This window comes from Streptomyces sp. NPDC091209 (assembly GCF_044757755.1).
Lineage (GTDB): Bacteria > Actinomycetota > Actinomycetes > Streptomycetales > Streptomycetaceae > Streptomyces.
The window spans coordinates 566,922-586,938 of sequence record NZ_JBIVVR010000005.1 but is presented as its reverse complement, the minus strand read 5'-3'; the positions used below and the strand labels follow the sequence as shown (position 1 = coordinate 586,938).

20 protein-coding genes and 1 riboswitch are annotated in these 20,017 nt (G+C 70.0%); of the genes, 10 read left to right on the top strand and 10 right to left on the bottom strand.

The features are described 5' to 3' along the window. Positions 1-205 precede the first annotated feature (205 nt). From ACIQRL_RS18185 to ACIQRL_RS18175, 3 genes are all read right to left on the bottom strand, one after another. Positions 206-331, bottom strand: coding sequence for a hypothetical protein (locus ACIQRL_RS18185; protein ID WP_401332346.1), 126 nt, complete (start codon positions 329-331; stop codon positions 206-208). A 395-nt stretch (positions 332-726) separates the two neighbouring features. Beyond that, entirely contained in the window at positions 727-1,335 is a 609-nt protein-coding gene (locus ACIQRL_RS18180) for a hypothetical protein (protein WP_401332344.1), read from the bottom strand. Positions 1,336-1,520: 185 nt separating this feature from the next. After that, a complete protein-coding gene (locus tag ACIQRL_RS18175; RefSeq protein WP_401332342.1) occupies positions 1,521-2,210 on the bottom strand; it encodes a hypothetical protein in 690 nt (229 codons plus the stop codon). 400 nt (positions 2,211-2,610) lie between these two features. Here ACIQRL_RS18175 and ACIQRL_RS18170 point away from each other — a divergent pair, with 400 nt between their 5' ends. Continuing rightward, positions 2,611-3,249, top strand: coding sequence for a hypothetical protein (locus ACIQRL_RS18170; RefSeq protein ID WP_401332340.1), 639 nt, complete (start codon positions 2,611-2,613; stop codon positions 3,247-3,249). Between the two features lie 184 nt (positions 3,250-3,433). On the opposite strand, the gene ACIQRL_RS18165 is transcribed toward ACIQRL_RS18170, so the two are convergent. The 3 genes from ACIQRL_RS18165 to ACIQRL_RS18155 all read right to left on the bottom strand — a co-directional run bounded on the left by ACIQRL_RS18165 (position 3,434) and on the right by ACIQRL_RS18155 (position 6,024). Beyond that, positions 3,434-4,234, bottom strand: a complete 801-nt coding sequence (locus tag ACIQRL_RS18165; protein WP_401332428.1) for an IS5 family transposase — start codon at positions 4,232-4,234, stop codon at positions 3,434-3,436. Positions 4,235-4,356: 122 nt separating this feature from the next. Continuing rightward, positions 4,357-5,547 carry an acyl-CoA dehydrogenase family protein gene (locus ACIQRL_RS18160; RefSeq protein ID WP_401332338.1) on the bottom strand — a complete coding sequence of 397 codons (1,191 nt, stop codon included), beginning with the start codon at positions 5,545-5,547 and terminating at the stop codon, positions 4,357-4,359. Positions 5,548-5,802: 255 nt separating this feature from the next. After that, positions 5,803-6,024, bottom strand: a complete 222-nt coding sequence (locus ACIQRL_RS18155) for a CbtB-domain containing protein (protein ID WP_355853992.1) — start codon at positions 6,022-6,024, stop codon at positions 5,803-5,805. Between the two features lie 62 nt (positions 6,025-6,086). Further along, positions 6,087-6,178: riboswitch (cobalamin riboswitch) on the bottom strand. A gap of 199 nt (positions 6,179-6,377) precedes the next feature. Between ACIQRL_RS18155 and ACIQRL_RS18150 the strand changes: the two genes are divergently transcribed. Beyond that, on the top strand, positions 6,378-6,962 hold the full coding sequence (locus ACIQRL_RS18150) for a histidine phosphatase family protein (RefSeq protein ID WP_401332336.1): 585 nt from the start codon (positions 6,378-6,380) through the stop codon (positions 6,960-6,962). A 330-nt stretch (positions 6,963-7,292) separates the two neighbouring features. Here the strand turns inward: ACIQRL_RS18150 and ACIQRL_RS18145 are convergent, their stop codons facing one another. Both ACIQRL_RS18145 and ACIQRL_RS18140 read right to left on the bottom strand, forming a co-directional pair. Next, complete coding sequence (locus ACIQRL_RS18145) at positions 7,293-7,667, bottom strand: ferredoxin (protein WP_401332334.1); 375 nt, start codon at positions 7,665-7,667, stop codon at positions 7,293-7,295. 51 nt (positions 7,668-7,718) lie between these two features. After that, positions 7,719-8,111, bottom strand: a complete 393-nt coding sequence (locus ACIQRL_RS18140) for a nuclear transport factor 2 family protein (RefSeq protein WP_401332332.1) — start codon at positions 8,109-8,111, stop codon at positions 7,719-7,721. 82 nt (positions 8,112-8,193) lie between these two features. On the opposite strand from ACIQRL_RS18140, the gene ACIQRL_RS18135 reads away from it, so the two are divergent. From ACIQRL_RS18135 to ACIQRL_RS18125, 3 genes are all read left to right on the top strand, one after another. Then, entirely contained in the window at positions 8,194-8,757 is a 564-nt protein-coding gene (locus tag ACIQRL_RS18135) for a PadR family transcriptional regulator (RefSeq protein WP_401332330.1), read from the top strand. Positions 8,758-8,973: 216 nt separating this feature from the next. Continuing rightward, complete coding sequence (locus tag ACIQRL_RS18130) at positions 8,974-9,669, top strand: type 1 glutamine amidotransferase domain-containing protein (RefSeq protein WP_401332329.1); 696 nt, start codon at positions 8,974-8,976, stop codon at positions 9,667-9,669. A gap of 226 nt (positions 9,670-9,895) precedes the next feature. Further along, on the top strand, positions 9,896-11,056 hold the full coding sequence (locus tag ACIQRL_RS18125; RefSeq protein WP_401332327.1) for a Gfo/Idh/MocA family protein: 1,161 nt from the start codon (positions 9,896-9,898) through the stop codon (positions 11,054-11,056). Positions 11,057-11,079: 23 nt separating this feature from the next. Here the strand turns inward: ACIQRL_RS18125 and ACIQRL_RS18120 are convergent, their stop codons facing one another. Then, positions 11,080-11,964, bottom strand: a complete 885-nt coding sequence (locus ACIQRL_RS18120) for a deoxyribose-phosphate aldolase (protein WP_401332325.1) — start codon at positions 11,962-11,964, stop codon at positions 11,080-11,082. A gap of 416 nt (positions 11,965-12,380) precedes the next feature. Between ACIQRL_RS18120 and ACIQRL_RS18115 the strand changes: the two genes are divergently transcribed. The 5 genes from ACIQRL_RS18115 (at position 12,381) to ACIQRL_RS18095 (ending at position 17,931) form a co-directional block, all read left to right on the top strand. Then, positions 12,381-13,400 (top strand): sugar ABC transporter substrate-binding protein, encoded by a 1,020-nt coding sequence (locus ACIQRL_RS18115; RefSeq protein WP_401332323.1) that lies wholly within the window; start codon positions 12,381-12,383, stop codon positions 13,398-13,400. After that, positions 13,400-14,476, top strand: a complete 1,077-nt coding sequence (locus ACIQRL_RS18110; protein WP_401332321.1) for an ABC transporter permease — start codon at positions 13,400-13,402, stop codon at positions 14,474-14,476. Before ACIQRL_RS18115 ends, ACIQRL_RS18110 begins: the two co-directional genes overlap by 1 nt. An 8-nt stretch (positions 14,477-14,484) precedes the next feature. Beyond that, a complete protein-coding gene (locus tag ACIQRL_RS18105; protein WP_401332319.1) occupies positions 14,485-15,399 on the top strand; it encodes an ATP-binding cassette domain-containing protein in 915 nt (304 codons plus the stop codon). A gap of 285 nt (positions 15,400-15,684) precedes the next feature. Continuing rightward, complete coding sequence (locus ACIQRL_RS18100) at positions 15,685-16,257, top strand: TetR/AcrR family transcriptional regulator (protein ID WP_401332317.1); 573 nt, start codon at positions 15,685-15,687, stop codon at positions 16,255-16,257. 492 nt (positions 16,258-16,749) lie between these two features. Next, positions 16,750-17,931, top strand: a complete 1,182-nt coding sequence (locus tag ACIQRL_RS18095) for an acyl-CoA dehydrogenase family protein (protein ID WP_401332315.1) — start codon at positions 16,750-16,752, stop codon at positions 17,929-17,931. A 493-nt stretch (positions 17,932-18,424) separates the two neighbouring features. On the opposite strand, the gene ACIQRL_RS18090 is transcribed toward ACIQRL_RS18095, so the two are convergent. Then, the gene (locus ACIQRL_RS18090; protein ID WP_401332314.1) at positions 18,425-19,162 is read right to left on the bottom strand and encodes an alpha/beta hydrolase; all 738 of its coding nucleotides are present in this window, start codon (positions 19,160-19,162) and stop codon (positions 18,425-18,427) included. Between the last annotated feature and the right edge of the window lie 855 nt (positions 19,163-20,017).

Below are 20,017 nucleotides of genomic sequence, written 5' to 3'. Positions count from 1 at the left end.
CGTCTTCCTGCTCAACTCGCCCGAGAGCAACGCCGATGAATGCAGGACCGACTCAAACGTTCGGTGCCCCACCCCGAGCCCAGGGGGTCAGACCGGTCCGATCCGGCCAGGCGCCTCCGGTCAGCGCGTAGCACCGACCCGCCAGACCTACCCGGCAGGCCTGCCCCCAGGGCTTCGGCGTAGTCGAGTGACGTCCACTTCGTGCTCAGGCGAGGCCGAGGAGCGTGAGGGTTCGGCGGGCGTCACGCGCATTGCGGCGACGGCCGGAGGCGATGCTCTTCGCGCCGTTCAGTCGCAGGGCGCCGACCGCGAGGTTGCGCCCGGTCGCCATAGCGCGGGGTGCGCTGTCGGTCCGCCACCGCGCACGCGGTCAGGTCGAGGACGACGGCCAGCGCGTGCCGCACTCCTCGCAGCCGGATCATCTGCTACCAGCCCGAACGCCCAGCCCAGCCGCTCATCCCATGCACGAGCGTCGTCCGTATATGCACCTGTCTCTTCAGCCACGCAGGGGATCATCCCCCGGCACCGTCGGCTGGCTCCACCCGACGGTGCGCGGAGACGCAGGCCACCGAGGCGCAATGGACACGAGACAGGAACCGTCCGCTCGCGCTCCCTTCACCGCCAGTGGTCACGAAACGGACGCCCGCCGACTACGCCGAAGCCCTGCGGGTCCGGCGCATGCGTTCTCGGCGTTCTCTCAGGCCGAGACCGAGAGGTGACACCGCCTCAGATGGTCGGGGTGTCGTCAACAATCGGCCTGTGAACCTCAACGACCGGCTTCCACCCCGCGGAGAACTCGATGAAGTCCGCACGGGTGGGATAGGTGTCGATCGCGCGACGGTCACGCTTGGGGCTGTCGCCCGCTTTGCGCCCCCGGGGAATCTGCTCCTCGAAGATGTCGACCTTCACGTCGGGAACCTCCTTGAGGCCCTGGCGCCAGATCTGCACGATGTCGGCGCCGAACGCCTGCCGGGCCGCAGCGTAAAGGGCCGTGAGGGCCCCCTTGTCCCCACCAGGGACGAAAAGCGCCAGGTCCAGCACGACACCGGCGGACTGGAGGACCTCGATGGTCACCGAGCCGTTCTCGTCGGCCAAGTAGATTCCGGCTTCATTCTCGTCGTCGGGAAGGCAGGAGACCTCTTCCTGGAATACGGTTCTCGCCGTGATCGAGCCGCCCTCGAAATGCTCACCGGACTTGGTCAGAAAAGCAGGGACATAGCAGTCGGGAAGCTTGAGTTCTGCCGTATCGGCGGAAATGAAGAGCCTGTCCTTCACGCCGAGCTCCGTCACCTCTTTCAGCGAGAGGCGGCGAGCGGCAATCTTCTCCGTGTTCACGATTTCCCTTTCAGGTTGCATTGTCCCTCCGAACAAGGACGCTACCACGAAACCCCGAGGTCAACTGCCCAGTAATCTTTGGGTAAATGGCCTCCGATGACCTGCACGGGAGGATGCCGAAGCGAGTGCCACTCGGTCGGGAACACGCATCCGCCAGGCAGTGTCCCTCGTCATGGTGGTGGGGATCAACTGGCGATTGCATTTCGGTGCGTTGGGTAGCGCGAAGGAACTAAAAGAGAGTTTACGGTAGATATCACCCATATCCCCTTCGGGGAGGTGGCGGCGAGGTAAGGCGATCCATTCGTCACGCATCTCGAAGAACGCAGCGGAAACCAACCGGATGGTCCGACGACGCAACGGCAAAGACCCCCACCAGCAACATCTGGATGGAGCACGAACCGGAAGTCGCGTACTACCGCGCCCTCTTCGGTCAGGACTTCGGCGTAGTCGGCTGACACCAGTTTGCTGACGTCTCGCCATATTGGGCGGGGTGCGGCTGACGGGACGCGTTGTCGGCGCAGGAGCAGCCCTGCGGGCCGCCACAGGGTGAAGGCCAGGCCGAGGCCGAGCGGGATCTGCAGGAACTGCTGGATCACCGGGGGCCCGGGCTTGTCCCCCCGCCTGAGCGGGGCCCGGCCCTGCGGATCGACGGTCACCGTGTAAGTGCCGCCTACCACCCACTTCCAGCCCATGAGCCCGTTCTCCTCGATCGGAGCCAACGGTGGGCCGTCGAGGACGGTGACCGTGTAGAGGTGGGCGCTGTCACCCATGCCGTCGCCGGCGGACCACTGAATCTGTCGGACCCTGACGTGTTCGGTACGCCCGTGCTGGTGCAGTACCTGCTGATCCAGCTCCTTGTTCTGCAGGAACAGCACCCGAGGAGGCACACCGCACACAGCAGCCACCGGATGTCCAAGTACCAGCACGCGCACAGGAACACGCAGGCGAGGAGGAGCGCCAGCGCGCACAGCTCGTCGATCCACGGGGCGTGCGCGACGAAGGCCATGCGCACGATCAGACGGACGGCCGCCCACAGTGCCAACGCCGCGCCGGTGCTTACGGCGCCTACCAGCACCCGCCGGCCCACGCCTGTCCACCCTTTGCCTGCTTCGTCCGCGCTCACCCTCACCCCTGCTTTCGACGAAACCGCCGGCCTGGTGGTGCACGCGTTCCAATGTATGGATTGTTGAACGATCCTTCAATAGGATGGTTCAACATCCCATCGTCTGCTTCGAGGACGCGGAACGGCGGCAACCAACCGGAGGGCTGTAGGAGATGAGCCGGCATCAGTTCGAACAGGTCGACGACCACGGGCGGATCCTGTTCAGCGACGTCCCCGCGCTGCGGCTCGAGCGCGTGCTGATGGTTCTGGACACCGCGGAAGGCACGGTCACCCTCGATCACATGCAGACACGTCACATGCCCACTGCCCTCTTCGAGTTCCGTCGCGCCGTGGGCGTGGGCGACTTCGGGTTCGTCATGCCGAGGGGAGCCTCGCTCGCCGACATACCCGAGGAACCGCAGATCGAAGGCGCCATCCTGTTCGGCATGAGGCGCTTGCCGCCCGAGTTCTCCGACCTGCGCTTGATCCCTGGATGGGAGCTGCACGAGATACCCGATGAACAGCCAAAACTGGATCGGTGCCTCGGGTACACCTACTCCCGGCTGGAACTGCGGACGCCCGACGGTGAGATCTACTCCCGGACCTGGGTCGCGCACGACCCCGAGTGGGCGGCCGCCGCCCTGCGTCACGGCTACGTCGTGTGCCTGTGCGGCGTGGAACTGGGGATCCGCGCACCGTATGCGATGACCGAGGCGCAGCACACCGCGAGCATGCGCTACGAGGCCTTCCGCCGCGGATGCGCGGTGGGTCTGACAGTGGGCGGATTCGTCGCCTACGTCGACCACCGCTGACGCGCAACACCGAGCCGGCATGCATCGAGTACCAACCGGGCCGCGACGCGGTGTCCGAGCGGGCCCTTCGGACGATGTGAGGTCGACGTGCTGAAATCCCGGCTGTGAGGCTGTGCTTGCTCGACTGCTACGAGTGCGTTCTGACGCATCGAGCAGGCCATCTCCTCAAGCACATCGCCTGCCCTCACTCCCAGCAAAGTGCGGTGCGCAGTCGTCGCCGGCAGATGACGGCGCAGCCGAGGGTGACGAGCGCGTGGTGGATGTCGTCGCGGATCTCCCGGCGGGTACGCAGGCGCCGGAACCAGTGCAGCAGCGCGATCGCCCCTTCCACGACCCGGCGGTAGACGCCCAGGCCGGAGCCGTGCCCGACGCCGCGCCGGGCGGTGTGCGGGGTGATCTGGAACCGGCGAACCTTGTCCCGGTGGACCTCGTGGTCATAACCGCGGTCGGCGTAGAGGTGCTGGGGGCGGCGCAGTGGCCGGCCGCGCTTGCCGCGGATCGGCGGGACGGCCTGGATCAGCGGGATCAGTCGGGTGACGTCGTCGCGGTTGCCGCCGGTGGTGATCGTCGCGAGCGGGATGCCGTGTGCCTCGACGATCAGGTGGTGCTTGCTGCCGGTCTTGCCCCGGTCCACCGGGGACCGACCGGTAACCGGCCCGCCCTTCATCGCGCGGATGTGGCTGGAGTCGACCGCAGCCCGGGAGAAGTCCAGCAGGTCCGCGGCCCGCAGCTCACAGAGCAGCAGCTCGTGCAGGCGCTGACAGACCCCGGCCTCGTTCCAGTCCCGCAGCCGTCGCCAGCAGGTCATCCCCGAGCCGAAACCCAGCTCCTGGGGCAGGAACTCCCAGCGGATCCCGGTGTACGGCACGAACAGGATCCCGCGCAGCGCCTTGCGACCATCCAGACGCTTACGACCCGGACGCCGCGGATTGCGCGGGACAACCGGCAGCAGCGGCTCGATGCGCGCCCACAACTCGTCTTCGATCTCCCAGGGTTTGGCAGCGGTCTTCCTGGTCTCGACTGGCTCGCACCCCCTTCGGTCAGCATCAACGAGAACTGACACGCCGTCATTCCCGGAGATCCACAAGCCGCCTTTTTTAGGAGTCGTTAGCGCCGCACCCGGGGCATCCCCAGTCCGATCCACGAGATGATCTCCCGCTGGATCTCGTTGTTGCCGCCGCCGAAGGTGAAGATCACGGCCGATCGGTAGCCGCGTTCGAGTTCGCCGTGCAGGACGGCGCCGGCGGAGCCTTCCTTGAGGACACCGGGGGCCGCGACGATCTCCATCAGCCAGGCGTACGCGTCCCGGCGCGCCTCGGAGCCGTACACCTTGACGGCGGAGGCGTCCTGCGGGGTGAGCGTGCCCTCCTGGACAGCGTTCACCATCCGCCAGTTGAGGAGCTTCATGGCGTCCAGCTTGGTGTGCGTGCGGGCCAGGAGGCGGCGGACCCAGGGGAGGTCGACGACGCGGCGGCCGTCGGCGAGTTTGGTCTCCATCGCCCAGCGCTGCACGTCGTGCAGGGCGCGGATGGCCATGGTGCCGTGCGCCGCGAGGGTGACGCGCTCGTGGTTGAGCTGGTTGGTGATCAGCCGCCAGCCCTTGTTCTCCTCGCCGACCCGGCGCGTGGCGGGGACGCGGATGTTCTCGTAGTAGCTCGCGGTGGTGTCGTGCGAGGCGAGCGTGTTGATCACGGTGCACGAGTAGCCGGGGTCGGAGGTCGGCACGAGGAGCATGGTGATGCCCTTGTGGGGCGGGGCGTCCGGTTCGGTACGGACGGCGAGCCACACCCAGTCGGCCGTGTCGCCGTTGGTCGTCCAGATCTTCTGGCCATTGACCGTGTAGTGGCCGCTCTCCTCGTCGCCCTCCCGTACGGCCCTGGTCCTGAGCGCGGCGAGGTCCGTCCCGGCGTCGGGCTCGCTGTAGCCGATCGCGAAGTCGAGCTCTCCGGAGAGGATCTTCGGCAGGAAGTACGACTTCTGCTCCTCCGTGCCGAACCGCATGATCGTCGGTCCGACGGTGTTGAGCGCCATCAGCGGCAGCGGTACCCCGGCCTGGGCCGCCTCGTCGAAGAAGATGAACTGCTCCATCGGGCTCAGGCCCCGCCCGCCGTACTCCTCGGGCCAGCCGACCCCGAGCCAGCCGTCCGCGCCGAGCCGTCGGATCGTCTCGCGGTAGAAGCGCTTCTGCGCCGCCGGATCGCCGTAGCGCGCGTAGGCGTTGTCCGGCACCAACTCGGCGAAGTAGACCCGCAGTTCGGTGCGCAACCGCTGTTGCTCCGGCGTGTATTCGAGATGCACGGCGCCTCCTGCCTCCTCGAGCCCGACCTGACGGCGCACACCGTAGAACGTGTTCCAGAAATTGGGAATGCCGATGACGCCGACGTCTCCGGGAGGATGCCGGGCCGAGGGTGCGGGGCGTGGGCTGCGGATTGCGGGTGCGGGGTGCGCGGTGCGCACGAGGGGGCGGTGCCGGTCTCCCGGGCACCGCCCCCTCGTGCGGGCCGGTTTCCCGGCCCTCGCGGAATATCGTTGCTCGTACGTTCCCTGTCGCCGTCAGTGGCAGGGGAACCCGAGCAGGTGCCGGGCGTCGTGGACCCATTCGTGGACGTTCTCGCCGGAGACGAGGGAGGTGGCGCCCTGTTCGGCGCCGACGAAGTAGAGCAGGACCAGCATCAGGATGCCGAAGAAGACCGCCCAGGGGACGATCGCGCCGATCGGCAGCTTGGCGGGAACGGCGGTGGGGGTGACGGTCGGCTGGACGACGGACTGCGCCATGGGGCAGAACCTCCTGGGGAACTCGCGTCCCATCTCGGTGGTGCACAGGACGACAGCCACGGGTCTGACTTGGCCCGCCTCCACCGCCCCTGGCCGGAGCGGCACGTGCCGGGCTTACAGTGGCGCGACCGTGCCGGATTCTCACCGGGCTTCCGCCGAACCGTCGTCAATATCCACGTGACCGTACCGCGAAGCCGGTTCGGGGCCAAGGGCGCACGCCCCGACCCGTGTGCGCCCCGAGCGCCGGAAGCACGACAACTGCCCTACCGGGCTGGGGAGTTCGCCACGGGCCACGGTCCACAACGCACGAGCCCGGCGCATGAGCCCGGTCCACGACGCATGAGAGTGATGGCATGACCAGCCGAGTGATCTTGATCTCCGCGGCGATCAGCGAAGCCCTGCGCGAGGCCCGCTTCGACGACAGGAGTCCGGTGGACGCCGCGGGCCTGCGGGCCGCCCGGACGGCAGCCGGAGCGGGTGCCGTCCCGGCCGGAAGCCGGCTGTGGGTCTCCCCCACCGTGCGGTGCCGGCAGACGGCGACGGCGCTCGGGCTCGACGGAGGCGTCGAGGCGCCGGAGTTGGCCGGTCTGGACGTGGGCCGCTGGCGTGGGGCGACGCTGGCCGAGGTGAGCGCGAAGGAGCCGGAGGCGGTGGCCCGATGGCTCGCCGATCCCACCTCGGCGCCGCACGACGGGGAGTCTGTACGGGCGTTGTGCGACCGGGTGACGGAACGCCTCGACGCGGCGGGCGAGTTCGACGGCCGTACCGTCGCGGTGGTGGAGCCCGAGGTCGTACGGGCCTTGGTGGTACGGGTGTTGGGGGCGCCGGAGTCGGCGTTCTGGCGCGTGGACGTTCCGCCGCTCACCGTCACGGAGTTGAGCGGCCGCGCGGGACGCTGGAACCTCCGCGCCGGACGCCCACTCGCCGAACCGGCCTGACCGGAACGACCGATGCCCTCGCTGCACGGTCCTTCCCCGGCGGCCCTTGCTCTCACGGCAGCGTCCCGACCCGGGCGGCCGTATCGGCGCCCCGGAGTCCTGCCCAGGCTGCCCTCACCCTCACCGGGGGCCTTGCCTCGGGCCGCCTGGGGCACCCTCACCGCAGAGCCTGGCCCAACGGCCTTCCCTCACGGCAGAGTCCCGGCCCGGGCGCCTGAGCCCTCGCCGCAGAGCCCTGACCCGGGCCATCCTGGTTCATCACCGCAGCGCCTCGAGCGGGGACTCCCTCGTTCCTCACCCCTGTGCCCTGAACCGGGGCGCCCCGGTTGGTCATCGCAGCGTGGCGATGAAGTCCGCGCAGGCCTGGGCGCATTCACGGCAGGTCTGCGCCGCGGACTCGGCGCCGGGACACTCGTCGAAGGCGTCGGCGCACTCCAGACAGACGTCACGGCACCACTCCAACTGCGCGCGGATACCTCTCTCGTTCTGCCCCAGCTCGCGCGACAGCAGATTGCAGGTCGCCTCGCACACCTCCGCGCACAGGACGCCCGCCCGCCGTGCGGATTCCTGCTTCTTCGGTCCGTCGGGATCCAGGAGGCTCGCGCGCAGCGCACAGGTACGGGCACACTCGGTGCAGGCCTGGGCGCAGGTGAAGCGGTCCTCCAGGAACCGGAAGAGCTCCTGCTGTGAAGTCGTCGTCGTCACAACAGGCGGGTAGCCGGAGGAGGTCGGTTCAAACAGCGTGGGGCAGGGCCCTCACGCGCCGGCCGCTTCCCGGGAGATCTGCTCGAACTGCGCGCCCATCGCCTCGGAGAGCGCCTGCGCGGCCGTCAACGGACGCACCATCACGGTGAGTTCGTCGATACGTCCGTCCTCGTCGAAGTGCAGGAAGTCGCAGCCGTTGATCTCCTTGTCGCCCACCTTGGCCGTGAAGACCAGCGCGTGGTCGCGGCCGTCGGCCCCGGCGATCTCACGGACGTAGCGGAAGTCGCTGAAGACACGCCAGACACCGCGCAGGATGGCCGCGGTGATCGCCTTGCCCGGGTAGGGCTTGAACGCGACGGGGCTGGTGAACACGACGTCGTCGGCCAGCAGCTCCTCGACCGCGCCGAGGTCCCCGGCCTCCACGGCCTTGCGGAAGGAGTTCATTGCGCCCACCCTTCTTACTCAACTAATTGATTAGGTGCGGATAAGATTAGTCCTGCGGAGGCAGGCCGTCTAGCCTTGCGGGATGGCATTGCGCAACGCGGTACTGGCCGCGCTCCTGGAGGGCGAGGCGTCGGGCTACGACCTGGCCAAGGGGTTCGACGCCTCGGTGGCCAACTTCTGGATGGCCACCCCGCAGCAGCTCTACCGGGAACTCGACCGGATGGAGTCCGAGGGACTCATCGAGGCCCGGCTCGTGCGACAGGAACGCCGGCCCAACAAACGGGTGTTCTCCCTGACCGCGGCGGGGCTCGACGTCCTGGCCGCCTTCACCGCCGGGCCCGCGCGGCCCACGGCGATCCGCGACGAGCTGATGGTCAAGGTGTACGCCCTCGACGAGGGGGACGCCGATGCCGTCCGGGCGTCGATCGCCGAGCGCCTGGAGTCGGCGCGTGCCAAGCTGGCGCACTACGACCGGATCGGCGCCCGCCTGCTCGACGGGCGCACCGAGGACGAGTACCTCGCCGGGGCCGAGCGGGTCGGCCCGTATCTCACGCTCCTGGGGGGACGCGCCTTCGAGCAGGCGATCATCGAGTGGGCGGAACGGGCACTGCGGGTCCTGGAACAGCGCGCGTCCGTCGCCCGCTAGTCGGTCGCGGCTCACGGGCATCGCCACGGTCGACGGGTGTGCCGTGGTCCGCTCGGGTGGCCCGGCGCCGCGCGCGGGTTCCTGTTGGTCAGCCGCGTCCGGCCCGCATACGGTCGAGTACGACGCCACCCCGCCGGTCCACGCACGGAACGTCGGGGGCGTACGACCGGAATCCGCTCCAGGCCGTCAGGGCCCGCACACTCGGAGAATCGCACCATGTCGAAGATCCTTTTCGTCTTGACCGGCGCCGACCACTGGACGCTCGCCGACGGCACCGCGCATCCGACCGGCTTCTGGGCCGAGGAGGCCGCCGCCCCGTACGAGGCCTTCAAGGCGGCCGGGCACGAAGTCGTCGTCGCCACCCCGGGCGGGGTCGTCCCGACCGTGGACCAGGGGAGCCTGGCGCCCGATTTCAACGGCGGCCAGGAAGGCGCCGACAAGGTCGAGCGCACCCTCGCGTCCATGACGGAGCTGCGGCAGCCGCTCAAGCTGTCGGAGGTGAACCTCGACGACTACGCCGCCGTCTTCTACCCGGGCGGGCACGGCCCGATGGAGGACCTCTCGACCGACACCGAGTCCGGCCGGCTGCTCACCCGCGCGCTGGAGTCGGGCAAGCCGCTCGGCGTGGTGTGTCACGGTCCGGCGGCGCTGCTGGCCGCCACCGGGGAGGACGGCACCAACTCCTTCGCGGGCTACCGGGTCTCGGCGTTCACGAACGCCGAGGAGACCCAGGCCGGTTTCGCCGACAAGGCCAAGTGGCTGCTCCAGGACCGGCTCGTCGCTGCGGGCGTCGACTTCCAGGAGGGCGAGCCGTGGGTCCCGAAGGTGGTCGTCGACCGCAACCTCGTCACCGGCCAGAACCCGGCCTCCGCGGCCCCGCTCGCGGCGGAGCTGCTGAAGAAACTGGCCTGACCTGCGGCGTGCCCCGGCCCCTCGGATCCCGACCCGGTCCCGGTCCGGCCGGGCGAGGACCGGCAGGCGCGTGAAGCCCGGCCGTCCGGGCCGGCGCGTGAAGCCCCGGCCCGGACGCGACGCGCACCCGTGTGAAAAGTCCGGTGCGCAAGCGATGGGCACGCGGACGGGACGGGGCTTCACTGTGAGCCGGGAGTTCGTCGGACCGATCCGAGGAAGGGCAGTCATGGTGCGTACGCTCGGTGTCGCCGTCGTGGGGTTCGGCTGGATGGGGCGGGTGCACACTCAGGCGTACGCCCGCGTGCTCCACCACTTCCCGCACCTCGCCCTGCGTCCCGAACTCGTCGCCGTCGCCGACGAGGTGCCGGGCCGGGCCGACGAGGCCGCCGCACGGTACGGCTTCGCCACCGCCGTCCGCGGCTGGCGGGAGATCGCGACCGATCCACGCGTCGAGGCCGTGAGCATCACCGCGCCCAACTTCCTGCACCGGGAGATCGGTGTGGCCATGGCCGAGGCCGGCAAGCACATCTGGATCGAGAAGCCGGTGGGCCTGACCGCCGACGATGCCCGAGCCGTGTCGGACGCGGTGGCCAAGGCCGGTGTCCGGGGCACCGTCGGTTTCAACTACCGCAACGCCCCCGCCGTCGCGGCCGCGCGCGAGCTGATCGCCTCCGGCGGCATCGGCGACGTCACCCACGTGCGCATCCGCCTCTTCAGCGACTACGCCGCGCATCCGGAGGGCGCGCTGACCTGGCGCTACGAGCGGGAGCGGGGCGGCAGCGGGGTCCTCGGCGACCTTGCCTCGCACGGTGTCGACCTGGCCCGCTTCCTGCTGGGCGAGATCGAGGCGCTGGCGGCGGACACCGCTGTCTTCGTGCCGCTGCGCGCCCGGCCGGACGGCGCGACCGAGGGTCACACCCGCGCGACGGGCGGCGAGCCGGCGCCCGTGGAGAACGAGGACTACGTCAACTGCCTGCTGCGCTTCGCCTCCGGCGCGCGCGGCGTCCTGGAGGCGTGCCGGGTCTCGGTGGGCGAGCAGAACAACTACGGGTTCGAGATCCACGGCACCAAGGGGGCGGTGTTCTGGGACTTCCGCCGGATGGGCGAGCTCGGCGTCAGCCGGGGCACGACGTACCAGGACCAGCCGGTCAGCACCGTATACGTGGGTCCGGGGGCCGGTGACTACGCCGCCTTCCAGCCGGGCGCGGCGAACAGCATGGGCTACGACGACCTGAAGGTCGTCGAGGCGCACACCTTCCTTCGGTCCATCGCCGACAACCGGCCGTACGGCGCGACGCCGGTCGACGCGGTCCGCAGCGCGACCGCCCTGGACGCGATGGCGCGCTCCGCGGAGTCGGGCGCGTGGGTGACGATCGGCGCGGAGTGACCCGCGCGCCTTCGGGTGCGCGGTCAGAGGAGCGCGACCGCTGTGTCCACCGCCGTCTCCACCGTGCCGTCGGCCGGGTAGAGAAGTGAGCGGCCGACGACCATGCCCTGCACGGTGGGCAGCCGGAGCGCCTTGCGCCATCTCTCGTAGGTGACCTCCTGGTCCGTACCCACCTCTCCGCCGAGCAGTACGGCGGGCAGGGTGGAGGTCTCGAGGACCTCGGTCATGTCGTCGGGGTCGCTGGTGACGGGCAGTTTGAGCCAGGTGTACGCGGAGGTTCCGCCGAGGCCCGAGGCGATGGCGATGGAGCGGGTGACGGCCTCGGCGCTCAGGTCGTTGCGGACCGCGCCGGTGCCTTTCTCCCGGCGGGATATGAACGGCTCGACGAACAGGGGCAGTCGGCGTGCCGCCATGGCGTCGACGGCGCGGGCGCCGGCTTCCAGGGTCGCCAGCGAGCCGGGGTCGTCGTAGTCGATACGCAGCAGGAGTTTTCCGGCGTCTAGGCGGAAGCGCTCGATGTCCTCGGGGCGGTGGCCGGTGAAGCGGTCGTCCATCTCGAAGGAGGCGCCGGCGAGTCCGCCACGGTTCATGGAGCCCACCACGACCTTGTCCTCCAGGACGCCGAGCAGCAGCAGGTCCTCCAGGATGTCGGCGGTCGCGAGCACACCGTCGACACCGGGCCGGGACAGTGCCACGCAGAGGCGTTCGAGGAGGTCGGCGCGGTTGGCCATGGCGAGCCGGTGACCGCCCACGCCGAGCGCGCCGCGTGCCGGGTGGTCGGCGGCCACGATCATCAGACGGCCGCTGTCGCCGATCAGCGGGCGCCGGACCCGGCGGGCGGCCGCTTCGGCGACGGCCTCCGGGTGCCGGGCGCGCACCGTGACCAGATCGGGGATGCTGATGCTCAAGTCGGGCTCCGTTCAGGGGTGTTGCCGGTCGGCCCGGTCACGCGCGCGAGGGTCCGGCGGACTCGGGCAGGCGTGATGCTCCTGATGTGGGGGATGCATGGGATGCGGCGAGGGGCGAGGAGGCGCCCTGTGCCTTTCAGGTGTAGGACGCTCGACTCTGCCCTGTCAACCGTTTGTACGGACATTCGAACCTACTCCTGAAATGATGTCTTAACAAAGTATTGACAGGCGGGTGCGACAGGGACTTGTATCCGGTCCCAACGCAACCGCCGCTCCACCGGATCGCCCCCGGACCCGCCGTCCGGGGACCGCCGTCCGGACCCGTCGTCCGGACCCGCCCCGCGGACCCCGCACGGGCCCGCGCCCCCTACCGTCCCGTTCCCTCTCCCCCGGTCGCACAGTGAGGTGCTGGAAAGATGGATCGCACGTTCCACCCCCGTTCCCGGAGAATCGCCCCCCTCGTGGCCCTGGCCGCGGCGTCCGCGCTGCTCGCCGCGGGCTGCTCCAGTGGCTCGGGCGGCAAGAAGGCCGAGGAGAGCGGGAACGGTGCCGCCGCGGGAAAGGCGAACACACCGCGGATGACGGTCGCCCTGGTCACCCACCAGGCTCCCGGCGACACGTTCTGGGACATCGTCCGCAAGGGCGCCGAGGCCGCCGCCGCCAAGGACAACATCAAGCTCGTCTACTCCGCCGACCCGAACGCGGGCGGTCAGGCCAACTTCGTCCAGAACGCGATCGACCAGAAGGTCGACGGGATCGCGATCACCCTGGCCAAGCCGGACGCCATGAAGGACGTGGTGGGCAAGGCGACTTCGGCCGGCATACCCGTTGTGGGTCTCAACTCCGGTCTCAGTGACTGGAAGAAGCTGGGCCTGACGGAGTTCTTCGGCCAGGACGAGACCGTCGCGGGCGAGGCCCTCGGCAAGAAGCTGAACGCCGAAGGCGCCAAGAAGGCCGTCTGCGTGGTCCAGGAGCAGGGCAACATCGGCCTCACCCAGCGCTGCGACGGCGTGAAGAAGACCTTCGGCGGCACCACGGAGAACCTGTACGTCAACGGCACCGACATGCCCTCTGTGAAGTCCACGATCACCGCGAAGCTCAAGCAGGACCCCGCGATCGACTACGTCGTGACGCTCGGCGCCCCCTACGCCCTGACCTCGGTGCAGTCGGTGGCCGACGCCGGCAGCAAGGCGAAGATCGCCACCTTCGACCTCAACAAGGACCTCACCGGCGCCATCAACAAGGGAACGATTCAGTTCGCCGTCGACCAGCAGCCGTACCTCCAGGGCTACTTGGCGATCGACTCGCTGTGGCTCTACAAGAACAACGGCAACTACAGCGGCGGCGGCGAGCAGCCGGTGCTGACCGGTCCGGCGTTCGTGGACAAGAGCAATGTCGACGCCGTCGCCAAGTTCGCGGCGAACGGCACCCGGTGATGAGCACGGCCGAGCCGGCCGGACCGACGGTGACCGCGCCGCCGGCTCCCGGTCCCCGGACGACCGACGGACGGACGGCCCGGCGCCCCCTGGCGCTGCGGCTGCTCGCCCGGCCCGAGGTCGGGGTGTTCCTCGGCGCGGTCGCCGTGTTCGTCTTCTTCCTGATCGCGGCACCCTCGGTACGCTCCGGCGGTTCGATGGCGACGGTGCTCTACCAGTCGTCGACGATCGGCCTGATGGCACTGCCCGTGGCGCTGCTGATGATCGGCGGCGAGTTCGACCTGTCCTCCGGTGTCGCGGTGGTCAGCTCGGCGCTCACGGCGAGCATGCTCAGTTACCAACTGACCATGAACGTCTGGGCGGGTGTCGTCGTCGCGCTCGTCGTCTCGCTGGCGATCGGGGCGTTCAACGGCTGGATGATGGTCCGCACCGGGCTGCCGAGCTTCCTGGTGACGCTCGGGACCTTTCTGATCCTGCAAGGGGTGAACCTCGCCGTCACCAAGCTGGTCACCGGCAACGTCGCCACGGACGACATCAGCGACATGGACGGTTTCGCGCAGGCGAAGAAGATCTTCGCCTCGTCGTTCGACGTCGGCGGCGTCCAGCTGAAGATCACAATCGTGTGGTGGCTGGTCTTCGCGGCCCTGACCACCTGGGTGCTGCTGCGCACCAGGTACGGCAACTGGGTCTTCGCGGTCGGCGGCGACCAGGACAGCGCCCGCGCGGTCGGCGTTCCGGTGACCTTCACCAAGATCACGCTGTTCATGACGGTCGGCTTCGGCGCCTGGTTCGTCGGCATGCACGAGCTGTTCTCCTTCAACACCGTGCAGTCGGGCGAAGGCGTCGGCCAGGAACTGATCTACATCGCCGCGGCGGTGATCGGCGGCTGTCTTCTCACCGGCGGCTACGGCTCCGCGATCGGCCCGGTCTTCGGCGCCTTCATGTTCGGCATGGTGAACCAGGGCATCGTCTACGCCGGTTGGAACCCCGACTGGTTCAAGGCCTTCCTCGGCGTGATGCTGCTCGGCGCCACGCTCGTCAATCTGTGGGTCCGCCGCACGGCGACCCGGAGGTGAACCGTCCCATGACACACAACGGATCCGGAACCGCGGGCGCCGTCCTCCCGGACATCCCGCCCGGGGACGGCAGCGCCGCGATCGTCGAACTGCGCGGCGCCGGCAAGTCGTACGGCCATGTCCGCGCCCTGCACGACGTCTCCCTGTCCGTCCACCCCGGCCGGGTGACGTGCGTCCTCGGTGACAACGGGGCCGGCAAGTCCACCCTCATCAAAATCATCTCGGGGCTGCACCAGCACAGCGCGGGCGAGTTCCTCGTGGACGGCACGGCGGTGCGCTTCGCCACCCCGCGCGAGGCTCTCGCCAAGGGCATCGCCACCGTCTACCAGGACCTCGCGACGGTGCCGCTGATGCCCGTGTGGCGGAATTTCTTCCTCGGCTCCGAGCTGACCAAGGGGCCCTGGCCGGTACGCCGTCTCGACATCACGCGGATGAAGCGGACCGCCGACGAGGAACTGCGCGCCATGGGCATCGTTCTCGACGACCTCGACCAGCCGATCGGCACGCTCTCCGGAGGCCAGCGGCAGTCCGTGGCCATCGCCCGCGCCGTCCACTTCGGCGCCCGCGTCCTCATCCTCGACGAACCGACCGCCTCGCTCGGCGTCAAACAGTCGGGTGTCGTCCTCAAGTACATCGCCGCCGCCCGCGACCGAGGCCTCGGGGTCATCTTCATCACCCACAACCCGCACCACGCCTACATGGTCGGCGACCACTTCAGCGTCCTGCGGCTCGGCACACTCGAACTCAGCGCCGACCGCGGCGAGATCGGACTGGCGGAACTCACCGACCACATGGCGGGCGGTGCCGAACTGGCCGCGCTCAAGCACGAGTTGGCGCAGGTACGCGGGGTCGACGTACAGGAGCTCCCGGAAGCGGAGGACCTCCGGGCGCCCGCGCCCGCCTCCCCCGAAGAGACCTCCTGAACCGACTCGGTCCGTCCGCCGATGCCGCACAACCGGCGCCGCGGAGCCGGTGGACCGCCGTGCCTCGCCGAGCGCCGGAAGCCACGTCACCGGTCGGACGGTCGTCGTCGACGGGGGCTGGACCGCCCGCTGACCTTGGGCCGTGCGCCACTGCCCGGGCCGTGGCGGCGCCTCCCGCCGGACCCTGGCGGCACCCCCCGGCCCCGGACCGCACGCCTCCTGTCCTGAATCACCCTCCTGGAGGGGCGACGGTTACGGTAAAGGAGGAACGGTTACGCTGAGATCATGCCGTCCACACGTCGCACCGCCCGCCAGACCGACCTGCTCGAACGGCTGGTCGCGTTGCTGGTGGCGGAGGGCTTCGCGGCGTTCACCCTCGACGAGCTGACCGAGCGGCTGCACTGCTCGAAGACGACGCTGTACCAACTGGCGGGCAGCAAGCAGGAGTTGGTCCGGGAGGCCGTGAAGCACTACTTCCGGGAGGCCGCCCAGGCCGTCGAGAAGCGGGTCGCGGACACCTCCGCACCCTCCGAGCGTGTGGTGGTCTACCTGAACGCGGTCGCCCAGCAGCTGCGGCCGCTGTCCCGGCGGTTCCTCGACGACATGGCGCAGTTCGAGCCGGCCCGCGAGGTGTACGAGGCCAACACACGCCTCGCCGCGGGCAGGATCAGGCAGCTGATCGCGGACGGCGTGGCCGCCGGGGCGTTCCGTGATGTCCACGCCGCGTTCGTGGGCGAGGTCGTGGCCGCCACGATGCAGGAGATCCAGCGGGGCGAGGTCGCCGCCCGCACCGGGCTGAACGACGCCGAGGCCTACGCCGAGCTGGCGTCGCTCATCGTCCACGCCGTTTCGCCCTGACACCCGCCTGACGTCCGCGCGGCCCACGCGTTACGCGGCCCGCGCGTCCACGCTCCCGTCCCGCGGCAGCGGCGCAGCCATGTCCACTCCCGGCTCACCCAGGGCGGTCGCCCGCGGACCGGGCGTGCGGGTGAACCGCGGTCCGGGGGTGCCGGAGAACCGCGGGCCAGCGGTCCCGGGGAACCGCGGGGCGGGTAAGGCCGACCACTCCGGCCGGGGAGCCGGGCGGGGTCGAGACCGGCCGGCGCCATGACCGCGCGGGGAGGCGGCCCGAGCCTGCCGAGTTCCAGGACGCGCAAGCCGGCCGACGGCCCGGCAGGCCCACGGACCGGCAGGCCCACGGACCGGCAGGCCCACGGACCGGCAGGCCGACGGAACGGTGGATCCGTCGAGGGTCGGGGTCGCCATGGCCGGGCGGTACCAAAAACGATACTGTTGTATCGCCTGGCGTATCAAAATCGTCCAGCGAACTGCCACCACCGAGGACATGCCATGCCCGCGACCCGCACGCTCCCCACGCCGGAAGCCGTCGACCTGATCGCCCTGACCCGCGAGCTCGCCGAGAAGGAGCTCGCCCCGCGCGTCGCCGAGGCGGAGGCCGAGGGGCGTTTCCCCCGCGAGGTCTTCCGCACGCTCGGAAGGGCCGGGTTGCTGAGCCTGCCCTACCCCGAGGAGTTCGGCGGCGGTGACCAGCCCTACGAGGTCTACCTCCAGGCTCTCGAGGAGATCGCCGCCGTGTGGGCGAGCGTGGCGGTCGGTGTCTCGGTGCACGTGCTGTCCTGCTTCGCCCTCGCCTCGTTCGGCACCGAGGAGCAGAAGAAGGAGTGGCTCCCGGACATGCTCGGCGGCGAGCTGCTCGGCGCCTACTGCCTGTCCGAGGCCCACGCGGGCTCCGACCCCGGCGCGATGCGCACCCGCGCGGTCCGGGACGGCGACGACTACGTCCTCAACGGTGCGAAGGCCTGGACGACGCACGGTGGGTACGCGGACTTCTACACGGTCATGGCGCGTACGTCCGACGAGGGCTCACGCGCCATCTCCTGCTTCCTCGTCCCGGCCGACACTCCGGGTGTGGTGGCCGATCCCCCGGAGCAGAAGATGGGCCTGACCGGGTCCGCCACCGCCACCGTGCGCCTGGAGAACGTACGCGTCCCGGCCCGCCGCCGGCTCGGCGAGGAGGGCGACGGGCTCAGGATCGCCTTCGCCGGGCTGGACTGCGGACGGCTCGGCATCGCGGCGGTGGCCACGGGCCTTTCCCAGGGAGCGCTGGACCACGCGCTGCGCTACTCGCGGGAGCGGGAGACGTTCGGCCGGCCCATCATCGAGCACCAGGGGCTGGCCTTCGTCCTCGCCGACATGGCCGCGGCGGTGCAGGTCTCCCGGGCCACCACGCTGGCCGCCGCCCGCCTCAAGGACGAGGGGCTCCCGTTCCAGTCGGAGGCGTCGATCGCCAAGCTGATCTCCACCGACAACGCCATGAAGGTCACCACCGACGCGGTCCAGGTACTGGGCGGGGCCGGCTACACCCGCGACTTCCCGGTCGAGCGCTATATGCGCGAGGCCAAGGTCATGCAGATCTTCGAGGGCACCAACCAGATCCAGCGCCTGATCATCGGCCGGGCGCTCAAGGAGAACGAGCGCGGCAGCCTCCGGGTGCGGAACGCGGGGAAGTAGGCGCGGAGGTGGTACGCCCTCGGTCGTGGGAAGACGTACGCCCGCGACCGAGGGGAGGGAGTGCGTCAGGGCGCGTGGAACCGACGGGTGCGGCATGCGCAGTCACCGGAAGAACGTCCGCGCGGGTGACCATCGCCGTCCGAGCGCCGACACCTCACGGTGTCAGCGCCCCGCACGGCCGATCCGCTCGCCGGCCGGGCAGGCCGGTCGGCGAGCGGATCGGCGAAGCACGGACCCGGGCTCCGTCGCCCCGCTCGCCGAAGCGGTACCGCGCGGATGTCGACGGCCGCCCGGACCGCCTCCTGACGTCGGCATACCGGACAATGGCCCGGCGGCCGCCGGCATCCGTGTCATGGACGAACCGACCAGGCCTACACCTTGCCGAATCGCCCACCTGTTGACTCTCCTCGACCGTCTCGTCGACGCGGGCAGATCGATGACGGCATGATGGCCGACGCCGCTGACCGTCCGCTGCCGGCCTGACGGTCCGGGCCTACTTCAGGTGCCGGGCGAAGAAGCGAGCCCCGTCCTCCATCTCGGACCGCGGGACGCCGGTGTGCCCGCCGAGGTTGGCGTGCAGGGACTTCTCCTTGGAGCCGAAGGCGTCGAACAGGTCGAGGGCCGCCTGCCGGTCGTTCCCCTCGTCGTCCCACTGCAACAGGACCCGGAGCGGAATGGTGACCTGGCGGGCCTCCTCGAAGATGGCGGCGGGGATCAGACTCCCGGCGAAGAAGCCGGCAACCGCGATGCGCGGCTCGACCACCGCCAGGCGGATGCCGATGGAGATCACTCCTCCCTCGAACCCGACCGGGCCGCCGATCTCCGGCAGCGAAAGCAGCGCGTCCAGTGCGGCCTGCCATTCCGGGACCGCCTTTTCGACCAGCGGCAGGACGAGGGCGTCTACGATCTCCTCGCCAACCGGCTCGCCGGCCTGCATCGCCCGGCGCAGGTCGGCGCGGGCCTGCTCGACGGCGTCCCAACGGGGCCGGTCACCGCTGCCGGGGAGCTCGATGGTGGCCGCGGCGAAGCCGTACTCCGCCGCGTAGTACCGGGCCCGCCCCGCCAGCCGGGGGTACATCCTGCGCAGTCCCAGGGGAGGGTGGCCGATCAGGATCAGCGGCGCCGGCGCGGATGCGGATGGGGGCGTCCACAGGATGCCGGGGATCTCGCCAAGGGTGAACTCGCGCTCGAGGACGCCGTCATCGAGGCGCTGCTCAGACGTGAAGTGCATGGTCGTGCCTTTCGAGAGTGCGCATGTACGGCGCTCCCGGACGACCTATCGCCCGACCGTGACTCCGGAGGAGAGCACCCATGTCAATACGTTCACGGGTACCACCTCCTCGTTCTCTCGCACGGCCTCCCGAAAGCTAGCAGTGGTCCTCGTGATCCACCAAACGGTTTGTGCGGAGGCTCTGTGACCGGACGCCACGGAGCCACTCGACCAAGGACCAGAAGTTCCCCGCGCTGTATCCCCGACGGCGGGCAGGTCACGAGGGCGGTCACCGACACCGACCGCGAGGCCCCACACTCCGGCGCGCCGGAACACCCAACCGGGTCCGGCTGGAATCCTGTGCGGGATGACCGTCAGTTCGCCGTTGCCGCGCGCCGATTGGCGGCTGCCGCACCTGAAAACCGCGCGCGCAGCCTTCCAGCCGGTGGCGGACGGAGCCGGCTCTGCATCTTCGAAGCCCCATCGGATCCGGAATCCCTTCGCCTTCTGGGAACCCGATCCGAGGCGGCGCCCACGCCGAGGCGGTCGCGCCACGGCTGCCTGATGCGACCCGGCCGCGGCGGCAAGCGTCCCGGCCGCCGGACCTGTGGCACGGTGGCGCGCCCGGCTTCCATGCCCGCCCGGAGGGTGGCCCGTGGGTCACGACGGCGCTCCCGTGCCCGAACTGCGACAGGCTCACGCAGATGACGATCCGGCCATTCGGAAGAGCGCGCTCCGTCCGCGGATGTGCCGGTGTCCGGGGGCGCACGGGCGCTCGCCGACCTGCGGGCCCGCGAGCCGGGGCGCGCGCTTCCCGTGGACAGCTCAGTCAAATCGGCCTGTCCGTCCAGGCGTTCGCCGCCCCGGAGACGACGC